The organism is Streptacidiphilus rugosus AM-16 (genome assembly GCF_000744655.1).
In the GTDB taxonomy this organism is placed as follows: domain Bacteria; phylum Actinomycetota; class Actinomycetes; order Streptomycetales; family Streptomycetaceae; genus Streptacidiphilus; species Streptacidiphilus rugosus.
In genome coordinates, this window is sequence record NZ_JQMJ01000002.1 from 44750 (window position 1) to 61396 (window position 16647).

18 protein-coding genes and 1 pseudogene are annotated in these 16647 nt (G+C 69.0%); 10 read left to right on the plus strand and 9 right to left on the minus strand.

The window, feature by feature from the left end; genetic code table 11:
• The first annotated feature begins 193 nt into the window (after positions 1–193).
• On the plus strand, positions 194–1081 hold the full coding sequence (locus BS83_RS03055) for a hypothetical protein (RefSeq protein WP_037600701.1): 888 nt from the start codon (positions 194–196) through the stop codon (positions 1079–1081).
• Between the two features lie 545 nt (positions 1082–1626).
• Here the strand turns inward: BS83_RS03055 and BS83_RS03060 are convergent.
• Complete coding sequence (locus BS83_RS03060) at positions 1627–1911, minus strand: SUKH-3 domain-containing protein (protein ID WP_051942544.1); 285 nt, start codon at positions 1909–1911, stop codon at positions 1627–1629.
• A 434-nt stretch (positions 1912–2345) separates the two neighbouring features.
• Here BS83_RS03060 and BS83_RS03065 point away from each other — a divergent pair, with 434 nt between their 5' ends.
• Complete coding sequence (locus tag BS83_RS03065) at positions 2346–4406, plus strand: hypothetical protein (protein ID WP_084713096.1); 2061 nt, start codon at positions 2346–2348, stop codon at positions 4404–4406.
• 172 nt (positions 4407–4578) lie between these two features.
• Positions 4579–4818, plus strand: coding sequence for a hypothetical protein (locus BS83_RS03070; RefSeq protein WP_037600703.1), 240 nt, complete (start codon positions 4579–4581; stop codon positions 4816–4818).
• Here the strand turns inward: BS83_RS03070 and BS83_RS03075 are convergent, their stop codons facing one another.
• The 4 genes and pseudogenes from BS83_RS03075 to BS83_RS03090 all read right to left on the minus strand — a co-directional run bounded on the left by BS83_RS03075 (position 4819) and on the right by BS83_RS03090 (position 8832).
• Positions 4819–5937 (minus strand): IS630 family transposase, encoded by a 1119-nt coding sequence (locus BS83_RS03075; protein ID WP_332262308.1) that lies wholly within the window; start codon positions 5935–5937, stop codon positions 4819–4821.
• A 117-nt stretch (positions 5938–6054) separates the two neighbouring features.
• On the minus strand, positions 6055–7479 hold the full coding sequence (locus tag BS83_RS03080) for an IS701 family transposase (RefSeq protein ID WP_051942505.1): 1425 nt from the start codon (positions 7477–7479) through the stop codon (positions 6055–6057).
• Positions 7480–7557: 78 nt separating this feature from the next.
• A complete protein-coding gene (locus BS83_RS03085) occupies positions 7558–7818 on the minus strand; it encodes a hypothetical protein (RefSeq protein WP_037600815.1) in 261 nt (86 codons plus the stop codon).
• A gap of 292 nt (positions 7819–8110) precedes the next feature.
• A pseudogene (locus BS83_RS03090) lies at positions 8111–8832 on the minus strand (IS6 family transposase).
• Positions 8833–8890: 58 nt separating this feature from the next.
• Between BS83_RS03090 and BS83_RS03100 the strand changes: the two are divergent.
• Positions 8891–9112, plus strand: a complete 222-nt coding sequence (locus BS83_RS03100; protein WP_037600707.1) for a zinc-binding dehydrogenase — start codon at positions 8891–8893, stop codon at positions 9110–9112.
• A 50-nt stretch (positions 9113–9162) separates the two neighbouring features.
• Positions 9163–9510 carry a putative quinol monooxygenase gene (locus tag BS83_RS03105; RefSeq protein ID WP_063774081.1) on the plus strand — a complete coding sequence of 116 codons (348 nt, stop codon included), beginning with the start codon at positions 9163–9165 and terminating at the stop codon, positions 9508–9510.
• A gap of 131 nt (positions 9511–9641) precedes the next feature.
• On the opposite strand, the gene BS83_RS46240 is transcribed toward BS83_RS03105, so the two are convergent.
• From BS83_RS46240 to BS83_RS03120, 4 genes are all read right to left on the minus strand, one after another.
• Positions 9642–10043: a cyclase family protein gene (locus BS83_RS46240; protein ID WP_037600709.1), complete on the minus strand. Its 402-nt coding sequence runs from the start codon at positions 10041–10043 to the stop codon at positions 9642–9644.
• 402 nt (positions 10044–10445) lie between these two features.
• A complete protein-coding gene (locus BS83_RS48780; protein ID WP_408640957.1) occupies positions 10446–10658 on the minus strand; it encodes a type II toxin-antitoxin system RelE family toxin in 213 nt (70 codons plus the stop codon).
• Between the two features lie 153 nt (positions 10659–10811).
• Complete coding sequence (locus BS83_RS03115) at positions 10812–11387, minus strand: TetR/AcrR family transcriptional regulator (protein WP_037600711.1); 576 nt, start codon at positions 11385–11387, stop codon at positions 10812–10814.
• A 72-nt stretch (positions 11388–11459) separates the two neighbouring features.
• Complete coding sequence (locus tag BS83_RS03120; protein WP_037600713.1) at positions 11460–12056, minus strand: TetR/AcrR family transcriptional regulator; 597 nt, start codon at positions 12054–12056, stop codon at positions 11460–11462.
• Between the two features lie 345 nt (positions 12057–12401).
• Between BS83_RS03120 and BS83_RS03125 the strand changes: the two genes are divergently transcribed.
• The 5 genes from BS83_RS03125 (at position 12402) to BS83_RS03145 (ending at position 16613) form a co-directional block, all read left to right on the plus strand.
• Positions 12402–13136, plus strand: coding sequence for an enoyl-CoA hydratase/isomerase family protein (locus BS83_RS03125; protein WP_037600716.1), 735 nt, complete (start codon positions 12402–12404; stop codon positions 13134–13136).
• 201 nt (positions 13137–13337) lie between these two features.
• Positions 13338–13670: a hypothetical protein gene (locus tag BS83_RS03130; RefSeq protein ID WP_037600719.1), complete on the plus strand. Its 333-nt coding sequence runs from the start codon at positions 13338–13340 to the stop codon at positions 13668–13670.
• Positions 13671–14401: 731 nt separating this feature from the next.
• Positions 14402–14794 carry an SsgA family sporulation/cell division regulator gene (locus BS83_RS03135; RefSeq protein ID WP_037600722.1) on the plus strand — a complete coding sequence of 131 codons (393 nt, stop codon included), beginning with the start codon at positions 14402–14404 and terminating at the stop codon, positions 14792–14794.
• A gap of 84 nt (positions 14795–14878) precedes the next feature.
• Positions 14879–15313 (plus strand): universal stress protein, encoded by a 435-nt coding sequence (locus BS83_RS03140; RefSeq protein WP_037600723.1) that lies wholly within the window; start codon positions 14879–14881, stop codon positions 15311–15313.
• A 196-nt stretch (positions 15314–15509) separates the two neighbouring features.
• Positions 15510–16613, plus strand: a complete 1104-nt coding sequence (locus BS83_RS03145; RefSeq protein WP_037600726.1) for a catalase family protein — start codon at positions 15510–15512, stop codon at positions 16611–16613.
• Positions 16614–16647: the final 34 nt, after the last annotated feature.

Below are 16647 nucleotides of genomic sequence, written 5' to 3' on the forward strand. Positions count from 1 at the left end.
AAACCCACCCGGGCAACGCTTTCTACCGTCCCCACCAAACCGCCCCCCTTTGGAGCACCCCACCCATGGCCAGCCACGCAGCACCCTCTCGCACCGCCCGCACCCGCCAGCCGACCACGGCCCCCGCTCCCGACAGCTCGCCCTCCCGACCACAGGCGCCCACCGAGACCTGCGCCGCACCGCACTCCCCCGCATGAGCGAACTCGCCATCGACACCGCCGCCCACGGCCGCATCATCGACCTGCGCCGCGACCACGATGCCGCCACCCGCCTGCCCCGCGGCCACGCAGACGGCCGCTACCTGTGCTGCGCCTGCGCCGCCCACCTGATCTTCACCGGCCCCACCACCCCCGGCTCCCGCTTCACCCCGCGTTTCCGCCACCGCTCCGGCCACGGCGCCGACCACTGCGCCGCCCCCGCACCCCACCAGGCCGACATCCACGCCGACCTGACCGCCGTCCTGACGCTGCGCGACCAACTCGCCCGTGCCCTGCCCGACGCCACCGTCCACCTCACCATCGACCCCGTACGCGCCGGACACCGCTGGGACTTGCCCCCCGCACTGGTCCTGCTTCGCGGTAACCACCGCGCCGTCATCGACCACCCCCGACGCCCCCTCACACCGCACACCGTCACTCAGCGGCTGCGCGAGGCCCGCGACCGCCACGGCGCCGACACCACCCACTGGTGGATCTTCGACCAGCACGACCCCACCCAGTACCAGAGCGCCGGCACCCTCAAGGTCCGCATCGACGGACACTCCACCCGCCACCAGAAAATCAACCCCACTCCCGCACAGCGCGCCCTGACCGCCGCCGGCGCCGTCGTCGCCTGGGCGGACGGGCACCAGCTCCTCATCCCCTACGGCGGCCACCGCATCGACTACCAGCCCCGCGACGGCGAAGACTGGACCGGCGAACAGGCATCCTGGGCCCACGACTGGCGCATCTCCCATCCCCGCCCTGCCCACGACGCCACCTGGTGGGGCCTGATCCCCCTCACTCCCAACGGTCTCGCCGCCTACCCCGGCTTGCGCCCCACCGCCGCCCTCCCACGTCATGACCGCCCTCGCCCGCTCTGAACAGGGCCGGGAAAGTCACCGCCGCAAACTCGCCCGCGAACACGCCCAACGCCAGCTCTCCCAGCACACCACGCCCGCGGTCGCAGTTTCCGCGCCGCCCACCCCGGTCCCGGGCACAACCGCCGACGAGGACTTCGTCGACACCCCGGCCACGGCGGCACTCCCCCGGACACCCGAACCCTTCCCGGGCCCCGCCCCCGCACGTGGGAACGTCGGCTGGCGGCGCCTGCTGCCACGCCGCTGGCGCCGTTGACTCCGCCCAGCCCTTCCGCCATCCGCTCTGCTGTTCCGCCGACACACGCTGACCGTCCGGCCGTAGGAGAGGCACCGCTGCAGACCATCTGGTCGTACTTGTCCGATTCGCCCGCTCATCCGACCGGACGGAACGTATGCTCGACCACAAGGCCGTCGCTGACCCCCGTGCAGCGACGGCCCTCTTCAGCCACTTTGGAAGAGCGCACTTCCGAACTCGAAGCGGCTCGCGCCGCTCACCGCGAACTGACACGCTCGCTGAGTCAAGAGGCTGACCAAGATCGCGGCGCTGCTCAGGACACGCTCGCAACCCTGGCCGGAGCGACGCCCAAGGCCAGCTTCTCCAGCGCGTCCTGGGCCGGCCCGAATGTCGCGATCCACATCCCGACGAGATAGATCTCGCCGGTCTCGTCGATGCAGAGGAAGAACCGGCCATCGTCGAGCTCGCCAATCGGGAAGAGGTCCCGGCCGAGCGTTTCGCTCCAGCCAGCGAAGCGGTCCTCCTCGCCAAGGCAGTAGTCAGGCTTGAAGTGGAACGGCGTCTTTGCACACGTGATGCCCGGCCCGCTGATCTGCACCTCCAGGCCGCCGAACTCGCCACGGGCTTGAGCCGCACCTGGTGTCGCCGATCGGCCCACCAGACCTCGAAGTCGGCCTCGGTACCCACGGCCGGCCAGCGCTCAGCGGAGGTCGGCAGCAACAGCACGTCGACGAAGCCGACGTCGACGACACGAACGAACCCTCCCCGGCACGACCAAACCCAAGATCATCTCACGCCCCGACCGACAACGTGACAGAGCCGCCGCTCGTCCAGGTGAGGCAGGATCGCCTCGAACTTCGCTTCCAGTGCAGCCTGTTGATCCGGCTGTCCGCCCATACCACAACGAGCCGAAAATGCTGGAAGCTACGGGTTGTTGCTCTGCAAGCCCTTACTCGCGAGTATTGACTTCCCAGGCGGCGCCCAGGACTCTCTCAGCATGAATGACGAGCCCATGACATACCGGAGCAGGTCATGAACCGATGCCGTCCGCGGGGCAAGCGCAGGCTGTTCCTGTTGCCGGCTCTCCTAGGGGCGCTGCTGCTGGGAATCGGGCCAGGTGTGGCCAAAGCCTCCGCTGATCAAAATTGGTGGGACCCACAAGCGCGGCCTGTCCCCGACGCGCAGATCGACGCAGTCGGTGCCCCGTTCACCGGCACCGACGCACAGGGGCAAGTCCGCGGATTAGTTGACGCGCATGTGCACCTGATGTCCTACGAAGGGTTCGGCGGCCGCCTGATGTGCGGCCAGACGTTCTCGGCAGCCGGCATTGCGGATGCGCTCAAGGACTGTCCGGAGCACTACCCCGATGGGAGCCTGGACGAATTCGACTTCCTCACACATGGCGGGGATGGCCGGCATGACCCTGTCGGCTGGCCGACGTTCAAGGACTGGCCCGCTCCCGCTTCCCTGACTCACAACCAAACGTACTACGCGTGGATAGAGCGAGCCTGGCGGGGTGGCCAGCGGGTGCTCGTCAATGATCTCGTCTCCAACGCAGTGATCTGCAACGCCTACCTTTTTAAGGACCGCACCTGCGATGAGATGTCCGCCATCCGCCTCGAAGCTCAGAAGACCTACGAGCTCCAGAGCTACATCGACACGATGTACGGGGGCCCAGGCAAGGGTTGGTTCCGGATCGTCACGGACAGCGGCCAAGCCCGCGACGTGATCAAGCAGGGCAAACTGGCCGTGATCCTGGGCGTGGAAACCTCGGAGCCGTTCGGCTGTAAGCAGATCCTCGACATACCCCAGTGCAGCAAGGAGGACATCGAGCGCGGCCTCGACGAGCTGTACGGGCTAGGCGTACGCAGCATGTTCTTGTGCCACAAGTTTGACAACGCTCTGTGCGGGGTCCGCTTCGACACCGGAACCGAAGGCGATGCGATCAACGCCGGCCAGTTCCTGTCCACCGGCACCTACTGGAAGACCGAGAAGTGCACCACTCCGGAGCAGGACAACCCCATCGGGACGCACACCAGCGCCGACGACCTGTGCAACACCCGGGGGCTGACCCCTCTGGGCGCTTACGCCGTCCACGCCATGATGAAGCGCCACATGATGCTGGAAATTGATCATATGAGCGTAAAGGCAGTCGACCAGACGCTCAGCATCCTCGACGCCCAAAACTATCCGGGCGTCATCTCCTCGCACAGCTGGATGGACCCCAATTGGACGGAGCGGGTCTACCGGCTGGGCGGATTCATCGCCCAGCACATCAACGACGCCCCTGCCTTCGCCGCACAGGAGCGCGAGAGCGCTGCCTTGCGGCAGAAGTACCACATCGTCGGCTACGGCGTCGGCACCGATATGAACGGCCTGAGTGAGCAGCCCGGACCCCGCGGCGCTGGCACCGAAGTGCACTACCCCTTCACCAGCCCTGACGGCGGAACGGTCTTGAGTCGACAGACGACCGGCCAGCGCACCTGGGACATCAACACCGACGGGGTCGCCCACTATGGCCTGCTGCCCGACTGGGTCGAGGACATCCGCGTCACCGGCGGCCAGGACGTGGTGAACGACCTGATGCTGGGCGCCGAAGGGTACCTTCGCACTTGGAGCGCCACGGAGCAGCAGGTGGTCGACGCAGTGGCCATGTGTCCCGTCGGCACTCAGCCCGCTGGCTCGAGTGGCAAGGGCATCCAGTATCAGGCTCACGTCCACGATCTCGGCTGGCAGGGCTTCAGCGGGGCGAACGGCACCTACGCCGGCACCACGGGCCTGAGCGATTCGATCGAGGCACTCCGGCTGACGGCCCGTGGCGCCGGAGGCATGTGGGTCCACGCCCAGGTGGAGAACATCGGCTGGCAGCCGTGGCAGTACGTGGCCGACGGGCAACAGGTCGAGGTGGGCACGACCGGGCAGAACCTGCGGTTGGAAGCTCTCGAGATCCAGGTCGGTTCCGGCACCATCACCGGGCGGGCGCACGTGCAGAACGTGGGCTGGCAGCCCTCCGCCACGTCCTCGAGGATCATGATCGGCACAGTGGGGCAGTCGCTGCGGATGGAAGCGGTCGGACTGAGCCTTTGCTTGTAAAAGCTCCGGGCAAGCCTGCAGAGCCATGATGGTTCGACACCCCGCTGTGTGCCGACGGCCCACAGCGGGGTGCGCCGCTCCGCGGAGACCTCGGGAGGCGGGATTATGTTCACAAAAAGACCGGCTAGTGCCGTGACCGCTATGGTTCGCCGGGTTGAGAGGGAGGACCGTGGTGTTCGTTGAGATCGTCTTCGTGGGGCTGCCGATCGATCGTGACGAGGTCGAGGAGGCTTTGGAGGCGGAGTTCGAGCTCGACGGCGAGGTCACAGGCGCTGGCAGCGGCATGGGCCGCTGCCATCTTGACCTGGAGATCACAGACGACTCGGACGCGACTGCGGCACTGGAGCGTCTTCGGGTGGTGCTGTCCGGGCTTGGTGTCGCTGACTGCGCAACCTTGAACGTCAGTGAGTGATCAAGCCGCTATGCGTGCTCGTCCGCCCCAGCGGATGCCCCTCTCACTACGGACACGGGCGCGTTCACGGCGCTCTGCCGCCAGGACGTCCCGGTGGCGGGCGTTGGCGTTGCGCCAGCGCAGGTATGCGTGCAGGGCCCGGGTCTGGACCGTGTGGTTGGGGTGGTTGGAGTTGGCGACGGTGAACTGCCGCAGCGGCCCGACGTGGGCCTCGATCGGATTCGCCCACGACGCGTAGGTCGGGGTGAAGCAGAGTTCGACGCGGTGCTTCTTCGCCCAGCGGCGGATCGTCTCGCCCTTGTGGGCGGACAGGTTGTCCAAGATGACGTAGATCGGGGCGCCGTCCGGGCGGGCCGCACGGATCGACCTGAGCGCGGCTAGCGTGTTGCCGGCGCCCTTCCTGCGCCGGTTGACGCCCCACAGCGTGTCGTCGCCGATCGAGTAGCAGCCGTGGAAGTAGCGGACCCCGTGGGTGCGGTGGTAGGTGGCGGGATGCCGCTCGGGATGACCGGCCCGAGCCCAGCCCGAGCCGATCGTGGGTCGGATGCCGAGCGGGCCGAACTCGTCGAACGCGAACACGCGGTCGGGGAAGCGGTCCAGGACCTGCTCGATCCGGTCGAGCTTGGCATCGCGTTCCGGGTCCGGCGACTCCTTCCAGGTCTTCGTGCGCTGGAAGGTGACGCCTCGGCGGGCGAGCAGACGGCGTAACGCCTCGCGGCCGATGCGGATGACCCGTCCGTGGACCCGGTGCAGGTAGATCACGAGCTTGCGCAGCGACCAGCGGGTGAAGGGCTGGCCGAGCTTGGTCGGGCGGGTGGTGGCCGTCTGGACGACGAAGTCCTCATCGTCAGGACTGAGCAGGCGGGGACGGCCTCCCGCCCAGCGAGGGTCCAGGCAGGCCAGGCCGATCTCGTTGAACCGGTGGATCACGTCGCGCACCGTGTCCTCGTCCGCCTGGACCAGCTGGGCGATCACCGGGACCCGGTTCCCGCCCGCCGAGGCCAGCAGCATCATCGCCCGCCAGAACCGCACCGAACTGGTGCTGCCCCGACGCACGATCTGCTGCAGCTTCTGCCCCTCCTGGTCGGTCAGTCTGCGCACCCGCACAGGCTCGGCCACCACACCCCCAAACGGTCGGACGGACGTCACCGCCACATCCAACCGCTCCAACCACCAACCCGGCGAACCAATGTGGTCAGAGCACTAGCGGTGGTTTGTTAGACCGGGGAGTAGAGATCAAGCGCGTGGCCTGCGCCGACGTGGTTGATCAGGGCCTGGAGTTCGGGTGGCGGGGGCGCGTTGGTCCAGGCTCGCCAGCAGCGTTGGAGGCTGGTCCAGGGGTCGAGCCAGGCCCGGACGGCGCGGATCGCCTTGGGCCAGCTGGACGGTCGGGGCTGATGGGGTCTGCGCAGGCCCCCTCTCAGCCGGTTCCGCCGATGTGGCGGCGGGCGGGTCCTCGGGGTCCTCGGCGCCGGACTCCTGCAGAGGCCCGGCGAACCAGGTGTCCCAGCAGAACGAGAACGCGCAGGTGACCAGGGTCTGGTGGCGGCGGATAGCAGTGTCGGAGCGGACCTGGAAGTCGGCCCAGCCCAGTTCGTCCTTGACCTGCTTGTAGCTCTGCTCGATCCAGTGCCTGATGCCGTAGATCCGGACGACTTCTGCCAGGCCGGCGGCCGGTTCGGGGCTGTCCGCCTCGCGCGGGCTGCCGGGCCGGGGCAGGTCGGTGGCCAGGTACCAGGTGGACTGCGCGGGCAGTGTGGCCGGCTCGGTGGTGGCCACGACCAGACGGACGTTTCCGTCGGGCCCCCACCAGCCCAGCGTCGCCTCGGCGGCCCACCAGGTCTCGGTGTGCCCGTCGCGGAAGGTGCGCTCGACCCGGGTCCAGTCCCCTGGATCCTCCGCGTCGGTCCAGGTCAGGGCGCGGGCGGCGTCGACGGGCGTGTAGGCGTCCTTGCCGTAGGCCCAGGCGCCGTGGCTGGGTTTCAGGGCCACGACGAACGGCAGCCCGGCCTCCGCGAGATCCCGGCGGAAGCCGTCCTGGTCGCCGTAGGCGCAGTCGGCGGCCACGGCCCGGAAGGTCACTCCGGCGGTCCTGGCGGTGCGGGCCAGTTCCGCGGCGATTCGCAGCTTCGTGCGGAAGCCGGGGTCGCTCTTGCCCTTGGGGAAGTGGTGGGCGGGGCTGTAGGGCACGGCGTGCAGCGGGTAGTAGAGGTTCTCGTCGGCCCAGCACGTGGTCACGGTGACGATGCCGTTGTCGGTCTTGCCCAGCCGGCCCAGCCACTGTCGGCCGACGTGCGCGGTTTTCTTCCCGTCCTTGCGGTCGCCCGAGTCGTCGATCACCAGCACCCCGTCCGGGTGCGGCCTGGTCGCGGGGTCGCCGAGCAGCAGTGCCACCCGGCGGGCATTGATCTTTTCGTGGTCCCAGGTCGACTCGGACAGGAAGAACTGGAGCCGCTGCACCGCCGCGTGCTGGGCGCCGACGACGGGTTCGGTGCCGACCAGGCAGGTCAGCGTCTTGTTGCGGTCCCGCGGCAGCAGCAGCCCCGCAAGATACTCGCGGAACCCGCGCCGCTGTGCCAGATTGGAGAAGAGGTCATCGAAGCGAGCGGCGTAGGCTTCCAGCGGGCCCGGAGCGGGCGGACACGGCACACGACGGGTCATCACAGCTCCCCGGCAGCGAAGCGACGTTCCTCTGCTACCGGCCTACTACGGCCCTGACCCGCCGTCAACAAACCACCGCTAGGGCATCAGGCTCATCGGTCCGTAGACCTCCTTGCTGTCCTGCAGGAGCACCACCTGGGCCACGCCTGCGTCAAGGAGTTGGCGCCAGGACAGCCCGATCCACGTCTCCGCGTCCCCTTGCGAATCAAAGCCCGCGCGAGCGGCATCGGCCACATCATTGGCGGGGAGGTCCAGGGCCAGGGCCTCCAGAGCGGTTGCAACGGCCTGCAGTGCCATTGCCTTGCCGTGGGCGTCCTCGAAACGCCACTGCCAGGCCATCCCCATGCCTTCTCCTTCGTCGTTGGGATCGGTTCGTCTGCGAGGTCGCCCTGCCGGGCTCCAGGGAGAGCGGCCACGCATCCCCATGCTTCGCTGGGCACGAGGTGCACCCGGTGCCCCTCAGGGTGACCGAGGGCGACATCGTGACCCGTTCGGCGTGGCGTCACTGTGACGCCGCACCGAACGCCACGGCAGAACCGACTGCCAATCATGAAGCTGACCTGGGCAAACAGATTGAAAACACAGTCTGACGGTGTGGGAGGCCGTGGCCGGGCTGGGTTCGGGACTTGGTTCAGGCTGTGGCAGGCAGGCCGCCGATGCCGGCGGTGACGTGGTCCCAGACGGTGAAGCGGAGGATCATCTCGAGCCGGTGCCGGGCGGCGCCGAGGAGGTGGCGGCCGGGCCGGAAATGGGGGCTGATGCCGCTGAACGCGGACAGGAACCTCTGTGCGGCGCTGGCACTGCGGAAGCCTTTCATGGCGCGTTCTCGCTGGCGGGTGGGCTGGTGGCTGTTCTCGGCTCGATTGTTCAAGCCCTTGTGGGCGCGGTGCTCGACCGAGGGCATCAGCTCGCGCCGGGCGGCGCCGTAGGAGCGGAGCTTGTCGGTGATCAGCACCCTGGGCACGCGGCCCTGCTTCTTCATGAGCTTGGCCATGAAGCGCCTGGCGGCCTTGGCGTCGCGCTTGGACTGCACCAGGATGTCCAGGACGTTCCCGTGCTGGTCGACGGCCCGCCACAGGTAGTGCCGCGCCCCGTTGATCCTCACGAAGACCTCGTCGAGATGCCACTTATCGCCCGGCCGGGGCCGACGGCGGCGCAACTGGTGGCGTAGGCCTGCCCGAACTTGGCGCACCAGCGGCGCACGGTCTCGTAGGAGACGACCACGCCGCGCTGCAGCATCACCTCCTCGACCTCACGAAACGACAGCGGGAACCGGAAGTACAGCCACACGCAGTGCGCGATGACCTCCGCCGGGTAGCAGTGGTTCCTGTACGACGGCGACGTCGACGACACGAACAAAACCTCCCCGGCACGACCAACCCCAAGATCATCTCACGCCCCGACCGACAACGTGACAGAGCCCCCCGAGGCCGCCAAGCGCGCTATCGCGGCTGGCTTCATGCTCGTCCAGCCGGATCGAACAGGCCTGCTGGAGAGCACCAGGCTCGCCGAGGCAGGGCTACTGCGCCCACAGATCGCACGGACCTTCCCCCTGGAGGGGGCAGCCGAGGCCCACCACCTGGCCCGGACCAGCGCCGGCACTCCCGGAAAGATCGTCCTCACGGTCACATGAGCTGCCGCCGGTCCTCCCGCCTCAATCCCCGCACAAGGACAAGGACAGGCATGTTCGCCCTCACCGTCAGATTTGACCTCTCCGACGAGGCCGCGGCTGCGGCCTTCGACGCACTGGCCGCCCAGACAGCCGCCGACGTGCGCGCACTGGAGCCAGACACCCTCACTTGTGCCGTCCACAGTGTCGAGGGTGAGCCGCTCGCCCGCGTCTTCTACGAGGCTTACCGCGACAGGGCAGCCTTTGAAGTGCATGGCAGCCAGCCCCACACCCAGCAATTCTTCGCCCATAGCGCTGACCTGGTCGTTCGCACCCGCCTGGAGTTCCGGCACCCGCACGAGCCCGCCATCCAGACCCGGCCCGCATCTGGGAGCCCGCGCACCGCTACGCCGAAGTCATGAACAACGCACTGGCGCCCCCGCTACACCGCGCCCGAAGGCACAGTGCCGGTGGCCGGACAGCAGCCGTCCGGACAGACCCGATGCACTGATCTGCCGTCACCAGGCGGACACGCGGACCCGGGTCGGTCACGTCAACAAGCGCGTGACCGTCTGACGGCACGGGTAATGACGTCCCAGCAGGTGAAGCGGACAGTCATCCCGAGCCGCCACCGGGGTGGCAGCCAGGTCCGAAGCAGGACGAGATACCGCCGCACGCGGACAGGGCAGGCGATGCCGGGGACCAGGCCGGGGCGGGTGTCGCTGTCGCCGTCGCTGCCCAGGGCGCGGGCCCTGGTTCCGTCGAGGACGGGCATCGCGTTCGGCTGCAGTCCCGCGCTTTGCCGGTCGGGGTCCCAGGGGCCGACGCCGTGGACACGGGCGGGGTAGCCGGTGCGCACCAGCACGGTGTCGCCGGGCCGCAGCGGACTGCCCTGGTGGGCGGCGCAGTCGCGCAGCTCCTGCCCGTGGACGGCTTCGTCGGCTGGCTGCGCCACTCGCGGGCCCTCCGGGCCCTTGGGCGCCGGTTGGGCGCCTGGGTGCCGGCCCCTTCGGGGCCTTGACGGGTGGTCGTGTCCCCTTCGGGGCCACCGGGGTGGGGCCGGGCGCGCCGTTGGCGCTTTTCCGGGTGGGTGGTTGATGGGTGTGGGGTGAGTACGGGTCAGAACTCGCAGGAGGTAAGGGGGCGCCAACGGCACCCCGGGGCGCAAGCCGAATGGGAAAATCCCATACTGGGCTGGCTACTCGTCGGGGGGCCAGTCGCTCGTGCGGGCCGACGACAGGAACCTGGTCGGCCATGCTGGTGTGGTGCTGCTGCGGCAGGCCGCCGACCGCACCGGCCTGACCGCCGCGCTCACGTGTTACTCCCGACTGAGCCGCAACCCGAGCACGACACACTGTCAGGGCCGATAGGCGTCGGCACGGTGGTCGATCCTCTCAACCCGCACAACGCGCACAACGCGCGCTGAGTCATCCAGTCGGTACAGGACGCGGTACGCGCCCCGTCCCGCGCTCCAAATACCCTTGAGGGGCTCCAGAAGGGGTTTCCCGACCCGGCGGGGGTCCTGGGCCAGAGGCCCGCTGATGAACTCCCAGACGGCCGATGGCACCACGAGGGGCAACCGCTAGGCCTTCGACGGCCGACTCTCCACCGGCCGCCGATAACCCCAACCACCAGCCGGTTTATACTACTGACTGACAGCGCCTACTGTCCGCGTAGTAGACGGCGCCGCCGGAGCGTGAGCCGGGAGCTGGCTTCGATCCGGTTATGCCTTGAGGATGCCCCAGCAGGCTTCTTCGGCGGTTTCGCGTTGGTCCTGGGGGAGGTCGTTGATCTTCGCGGGGTAGAGGTAGGCGCCCCACTGCAGGAGCGCTCCGTGGAGGAGGGCGACGAGCTGCCGGGGGTCGCCGGACCGGATCCGGCTGGCTTCCTGGCCGCGCCGGATGAAACCGGTGGCCTCGGTGTAGAGCTCCTGGCGCAGGGCGAGGTTCTCTTCGTTCAGGAAGGCGGTGTTGTCCTGGGCAAGGAACTTGTAGGCGGCGGTGCGCTCGCTGGCGAAGTCGGCGTTGCACTGCCAGTACTGGGCGAACTCGGCCCGGATAGAGGGATGGCGTGCGGCATGGACCTGCCTGACCCTGGCGAGTAGGTCGGTGACGGCGTCATGGTAGGCGGCGTTGCCGAGGTCTTCCTTGCTGGGGAAGTAGCGGTAGAGGCTGCCGACCGCGGTCTGGGCGACTTCGGCAATGAAGGGGACCTGGGCCCCGGCGTAGGTGCGCATGCAGAACGCACCGTAGGCGCCGTCGAGGATGCGGCGGCGGAGGTCTGGCTTCTTCTCGGACATTAGAATGAATCTTCCCTGCTCGGCGGGCTATTGGTCAAACTGGCACGAGTTCGAGCCGGACCGCGACGCGGGTCAGGCGAGCGGGACTGCGGCGCGACAGGGTGCGAGGAGGGACCAGACGGCGTCGCGGGCCTGGTCGGATCCGGCGGGTTCGGGGTGGCCGGGGGCGGCGGGCGGGCTGTGGTGCAGCCACCGCGCGAAAGCGCCGTAGGCCATCATGATCAGAGTGCGGGGGTCCCCGGGGCGGACCACCCCCGCCTTCTGGCCCCGGTGAATGAAGTCCTCCCCGATGGCGAGGCACTCGTCGCGCAGGGCGCGGCTCTCCCCATCGAGGAAGTGCGCACTGGGCTGGCTAATGAACTCCAGGGCGGCCGGTCGCTCGGCGGCGAACGCGGTGTAGCAGTGCCAGACCTGGGCGAACTCCTCGGCAAACGATGGGTACGACCGCGCGTGGACCCGCCTGAGGCGGGCGACCAGGTCGCCGCGGGCGTCGCCGTAGGCGGCGTTGCCCAGCGCGATCTTGCTAGGGAAGTGGCGGTAGACCGTGGCCATGCCGGCCCCCGCCCGCTCGGCGATCGCGGGCATCTGCGCGCCCTCGAAGTTACGGGCACTGAAGACGGCGTAGGCCGCCTCCAGGACCCGCCAGCGGGCTGCTGACTCTTCAAACATGACATAAATATTCATCCGCCGCTCGGGTTCCCGTCAACCCGAGGCCGACAGCGTCGGCGCGGCACCTGCCCGGCACGACCTTCCCCAGAGGCCTCTGGCTTCCCATTTGCAGGGAATCCTGGCCCCGCCGAGCCTTCAGCTGTCGCCCGGTGGTAGGAATCTGTTTCGGCAGAGAATGAGTTGACAGCCTCGATCATCGTAGGAAATATTCATTCTAGCCGGGCCGGGAGAGCAGTCCGCCGAGCAGACCGGGCCGTGACGGCACGGCACCCGTGCTGCGCCGCGCGCCGCCGTATCTCCCACGCCCAAATCTCCCGCATTCAGACGATGGAAAAGGTGTTTCCCATGGGCAACTGGACGGTTGAGACGCGTAACAAGATCGCGGTGCTGATGTTCGGGCGGCTGCCGGACAACCAGATGGACCTGGACTCCCTGGAGGAGCTGGCCGGTCTGCTGGAGGACATCGCGCAGCGCACGGACGAGGTCAGTGTGGTCATGCTCAAGGGTGGGATCGACGGGATCTTCATCAAGCACGCGGACCTGGACATCCTGCGCCGTGCCGCGGCGGGCACCCTGACCCCGGAGGCCGGGCGGGCCTGGCCGCGGGCGTTGGGTCTGCTGGAGTCGATCCCGCAGCCGGTGGTGGCCGCGATCGACGGGCAGGCCTGGGGCGGCGGCCTGGAGACCGCGCTGGCCTCCACCCTGCGCGTCGCCTCCGCGCGTTCGCACTTCTCCCAGCCCGAGATCCGCAACGGCATCATCCCGGGCGGTGGCGGCACGCAGCGCCTGCCCCGCCTGATCGGCAAGGGACCGGCCGCCGACCTGATCCTGACCGGCCGGATCATCGGCGCGGAGGAGGCCCACCGCATGGGCATCCTCAACGCGGTCCTGCCCACCGAGGCCTTCGCCCAGCTCGCCGAGGACTGGGCCGCGCAGCTGACCCGCAACCCCGCCCCCGCCCTGTTCGCCGCCAAGCGCGCCATCCTCGACGGCCTCGCCCTGCCTCTGGACGACGGCATCGCCCTGGAGCGCGACCTGTTCCGCCAGGTCATCCCCACCAGCGCCTTCGCCCACCACTAAAACACCCACCCTGGCGCGCGCCCCCGCGAGTACCTCGCCCGCCGGCCCGGCGGGTGGCAGCAGCCCGGACCGGTCGTTCCGGCCGGGACCGAGGCCACCCGCCGGTGGGCGAAGAGCCAAGCGTGCGCCGTCACCGTCCATCGAACAGCGGAGAGCTGTCCAGCAATGACTGCAACCTCTCACCAAGCCCGGCAAGGCGCGATGACATCCGTCTCCCCACCGCTCATACCCGCGCTCACCCATTGCGGGGAGCGACGCCTGGGGGACGACACGTTCTACCTCAAGGCGACGGCCCGGCTATTCGGCTGGGACGTGACAGAACGCCAGGACGCGGGTGCGGTGGAGGCGGTACGGGGCGCATGGACGCTGCGCCTGTCCTTCACCCACTGCGGAGCGTTCCGCCGCGCCACCGCCACCGGGCCGCACAGCGCTGACGCGGAACTGAGCCTTACTGAGGCAGTCCGCCTGCTCGAGTACGTCGAGGCCCTGGAAGCCCAAGGGGTCTCCCGAAGGCCGAAGGCAGTGACGCGGTGATTGCCGACGGCGTCCCACGTCCGGGCTTCCGTCTCGACCTCGCCGCGGCCCGCACCTGCCGTACCTGCCATGGCTGGGCCACCATGGTGGACCCCACCGGTCATGGCCTGCGTCTGTGCCCCGACTGCCAGACCCCGGCCTCCGCCCCAGCCCCGAGCAGAGCTGCGGCCCGCCTCCAGCCGAGGGTCCAATGGACCGGAACCGGCCCCGCCGACGGAACCGCGGCGCTGCTACACCTGGCCCAGTTCCTGTGGTGACCGATCGCAGACACAGGTCACCCCGGCCCGCCCCGGCCGGACGTGGCAACTCCGCGGGCGGCCCAGTGGTTCGGCGACCCGCGCCACGCCGCCGAGGTCACCGGCATACCGCGCCCACCGGACGACACCGAGACCATCCCCGCGATGGTCGCACCGTTCCTGGACGCCCACGCGACCATCCTTGCCCAGGCCCCGGGACGCCGCCGCGGACATCGCCGCTCTCGGCCTGGGGGACGAGGTCACCCGCGACCTCCTGGGTATCACAGGTGATCCGCACCCATCAGACCCAGGTCTGGTTGCTTTCCGACCGCCCCAACGCCCTTGCACAGGACCAACCCCTCGGACCTGTACCACCGCAGGCCCCTCATCGGTTGCCTGCCCAGCCCTCCCCAGGAAGACACCGTGCACCTCGTACCACCGCACCGCCCGCGGCCGGACTATAAGCACCGGCCCGGTGATTGTGTCCAGCTCGACGTGGACGCCCGGCTGACTGTCGGGAACAGTCAGCCACTCGGACTGCCGCTGCGCTTCGGCTACGACAGCCGGGACCCGTTCGCGCTCACGCTCGACCTGCGCGCCCCTACCGGGACGGTGACGGTCTGGCGGCTGTCGCGCGATCTTGTGTGGGAAGGCCTGCAACAGCCCACCGGCCTGGGAGACGTACGGGTCTGGCCCCCCGCTGCTGACCAGCTCGACTTGCAGATCATGCTTCGCGGACGGGAAGCCACAGCCCTGCTCGCGATACCCGCTCAGCCGGTGCGCCGCTGGCTCGCCACCCGGGCCTTCGCTCTGGTCCCCCAGGGAGCCGAAGCGGACCTGATCGACTGGGACACCGAACTGAACCACTTCAGGCACAGCCGCGGCTGAACCCCCCTTCACCGCAGCCGATCCACGCCACCCAGCCGCACTCAGACCGTGCGGCACGGCACCTTCCCCCACGGAGAATCCACCGTGTTCCGGAACATACTGCTCGCTCTCGACTCCTGCCCCGCACGCGACCGGCTTGTGACGACCGCGATGTGCCTGGCCGGTCCCTCGCGCGGCACGGTCCACGTCCTGCACGTCGACGCCACGGCCGCCACCGGAACCGAAGCCGTCGCGCTGGAAGACGAACTCGCGGCACGCCAGGTACTCAACCAGGCGCTGCGCACCCTGCACGAGCAGGGTGTGCCCGCGGACGGCGAACTGCGCGACGGGTTCATCACCGACATCCCCGCGCTGATCTCGAGCGCCGCCGAACGCTACGGCGCCGACCTGCTCATCCTGGGACCGCACCACCGCGGCCTCTTCGCGAGCCTGGTCAACCCGCGGGTCTCCGACGCGGTGAGCCACACCGCCCGCATCCCCGTACTCCTCATCCCTGACACCACGGCCAGCACCGCCTGAACGCCCCACACCGTCGACCGTCTGACAAAACTTCACCGCCCACCACGACCTGTCCGCCGGGTCGCAACGTCGGCATCTGACGGCCTATCGAACCCAAACACCATCAACAGCCGGGCAGCCCGTCCGCGCCCTGGGGCGGTAGATCACCACGCGCGCAAGCGGGAAGAGTCCGGCCCGCCAGGAAGAAAGCCAGATCATGCAGTTGATACGTTGTGATGACCTTGACACCGACTACGGTCCCGGCTTCGAGGCCGACCTCGACGCGGTGGTCCGAGAGATCGAGCGTGCCACCCGGGCGTCGGTGGAGCTCGAGGGGGAGGGCCGGGCCGTGCGGTTCGCACACGCGAAGGCCTACGGCCTGATGCGCGCCGAGGTCGAGGTCCTGCCCGTGGAGGATCCCCGTTACGCGCAGGGGCTGTTCGCGTCCGCCGGGCGCTACCGGGCACTGGTCCGGTACTCCAATGGCCTGGGACACCTGGGCCCGGACACCCGGCTGGGGACCGCGTGCGGAATGGCGATCAAGCTCTTCGGTGTCCAGGGGCCGTCTCTGTCCGACGAGCCGGACGCGGGCACCATGGACTACAACCTGATCAACCATCCCGTGTTTTTCGCGAACACGGCACGTGACTACATCAGCATCGCAAGGTTGTTCAACGAACTGCCGGACGGCCCGCGCGACCCTTCCCGACGCGCCAAGTGGTTCCACGACTTCGTGACCAGAGACGGCTCGCTGCCCTGGGAGCGGTGGTTGTGGGACGAACTGTTCGCCCTGACCGGCTCGGTCGGCAAGCCCATGCCCCACCTGCTCCACACCGCCTTCTGGTCGATGGGCGCGGTACGCCACGGCGACTACGTCGCCAAGGTGCGGGTGACCCCCTCAACCGTGCACCCGGAAGCCCCCTTGCCGCCGATCGACGCTTCGACGGCCCATCCCGTCCGTGACGCCCTGATATCCGACGCGAACGCCGCGGACCACAGCTTCGACCTGCAGGTCCAACTGTGCACGGACCTGCAGACCACACCGGTGGAGAACACCTCGGTTCCCTGGCCCGAGCGGCTGTCACCCTTCGTCACCGTGGCCCGGGTGAACATCCCCGCCCAGGACGTCTCCGCCGCGGACAACCCCGCACGCGCGGAAGCACTGTCCTTCACACCCTGGCGCACACCCGCCGAGCACCAGCCCGTCGGACAGATCCAGACCGTGCGCCGCCGGGTCTACGAGCGCTCCTCCGCTCTGCGCCACCGCCTCAACCACCAGGCCCGGACCGAACCCACCAGCCCTGACGACGTGCTCGGGTAACTCATCGCACGCCTTGACCGCGGCTCCCGGCTGC

Excerpts from the sequence above, each read along its gene's own strand:
- BS83_RS03125 (WP_037600716.1), top strand. The coding sequence starts at position 12,402 with ATGGGCAACTGGACGGTTGAGACGCGTAACAAGATCGCGGTGCTGATG.
- BS83_RS03115 (WP_037600711.1), bottom strand. The coding sequence starts at position 11,387 with ATGTCCGAGAAGAAGCCAGACCTCCGCCGCCGCATCCTCGACGGCGCC.
- BS83_RS03145 (WP_037600726.1), top strand. The coding sequence starts at position 15,510 with ATGCAGTTGATACGTTGTGATGACCTTGACACCGACTACGGTCCCGGC.
- BS83_RS03085 (WP_037600815.1), bottom strand. The coding sequence starts at position 7,818 with ATGGCCTGGCAGTGGCGTTTCGAGGACGCCCACGGCAAGGCAATGGCA.
- BS83_RS03055 (WP_037600701.1), top strand. The coding sequence starts at position 194 with ATGAGCGAACTCGCCATCGACACCGCCGCCCACGGCCGCATCATCGAC.
- BS83_RS03080 (WP_051942505.1), bottom strand. The coding sequence starts at position 7,479 with ATGACCCGTCGTGTGCCGTGTCCGCCCGCTCCGGGCCCGCTGGAAGCC.
- BS83_RS03120 (WP_037600713.1), bottom strand. The coding sequence starts at position 12,056 with ATGTTTGAAGAGTCAGCAGCCCGCTGGCGGGTCCTGGAGGCGGCCTAC.
- BS83_RS03065 (WP_084713096.1), top strand. The coding sequence starts at position 2,346 with ATGAACCGATGCCGTCCGCGGGGCAAGCGCAGGCTGTTCCTGTTGCCG.
- BS83_RS03105 (WP_063774081.1), top strand. The coding sequence starts at position 9,163 with ATGTTCGCCCTCACCGTCAGATTTGACCTCTCCGACGAGGCCGCGGCT.
- BS83_RS03130 (WP_037600719.1), top strand. The coding sequence starts at position 13,338 with ATGACATCCGTCTCCCCACCGCTCATACCCGCGCTCACCCATTGCGGG.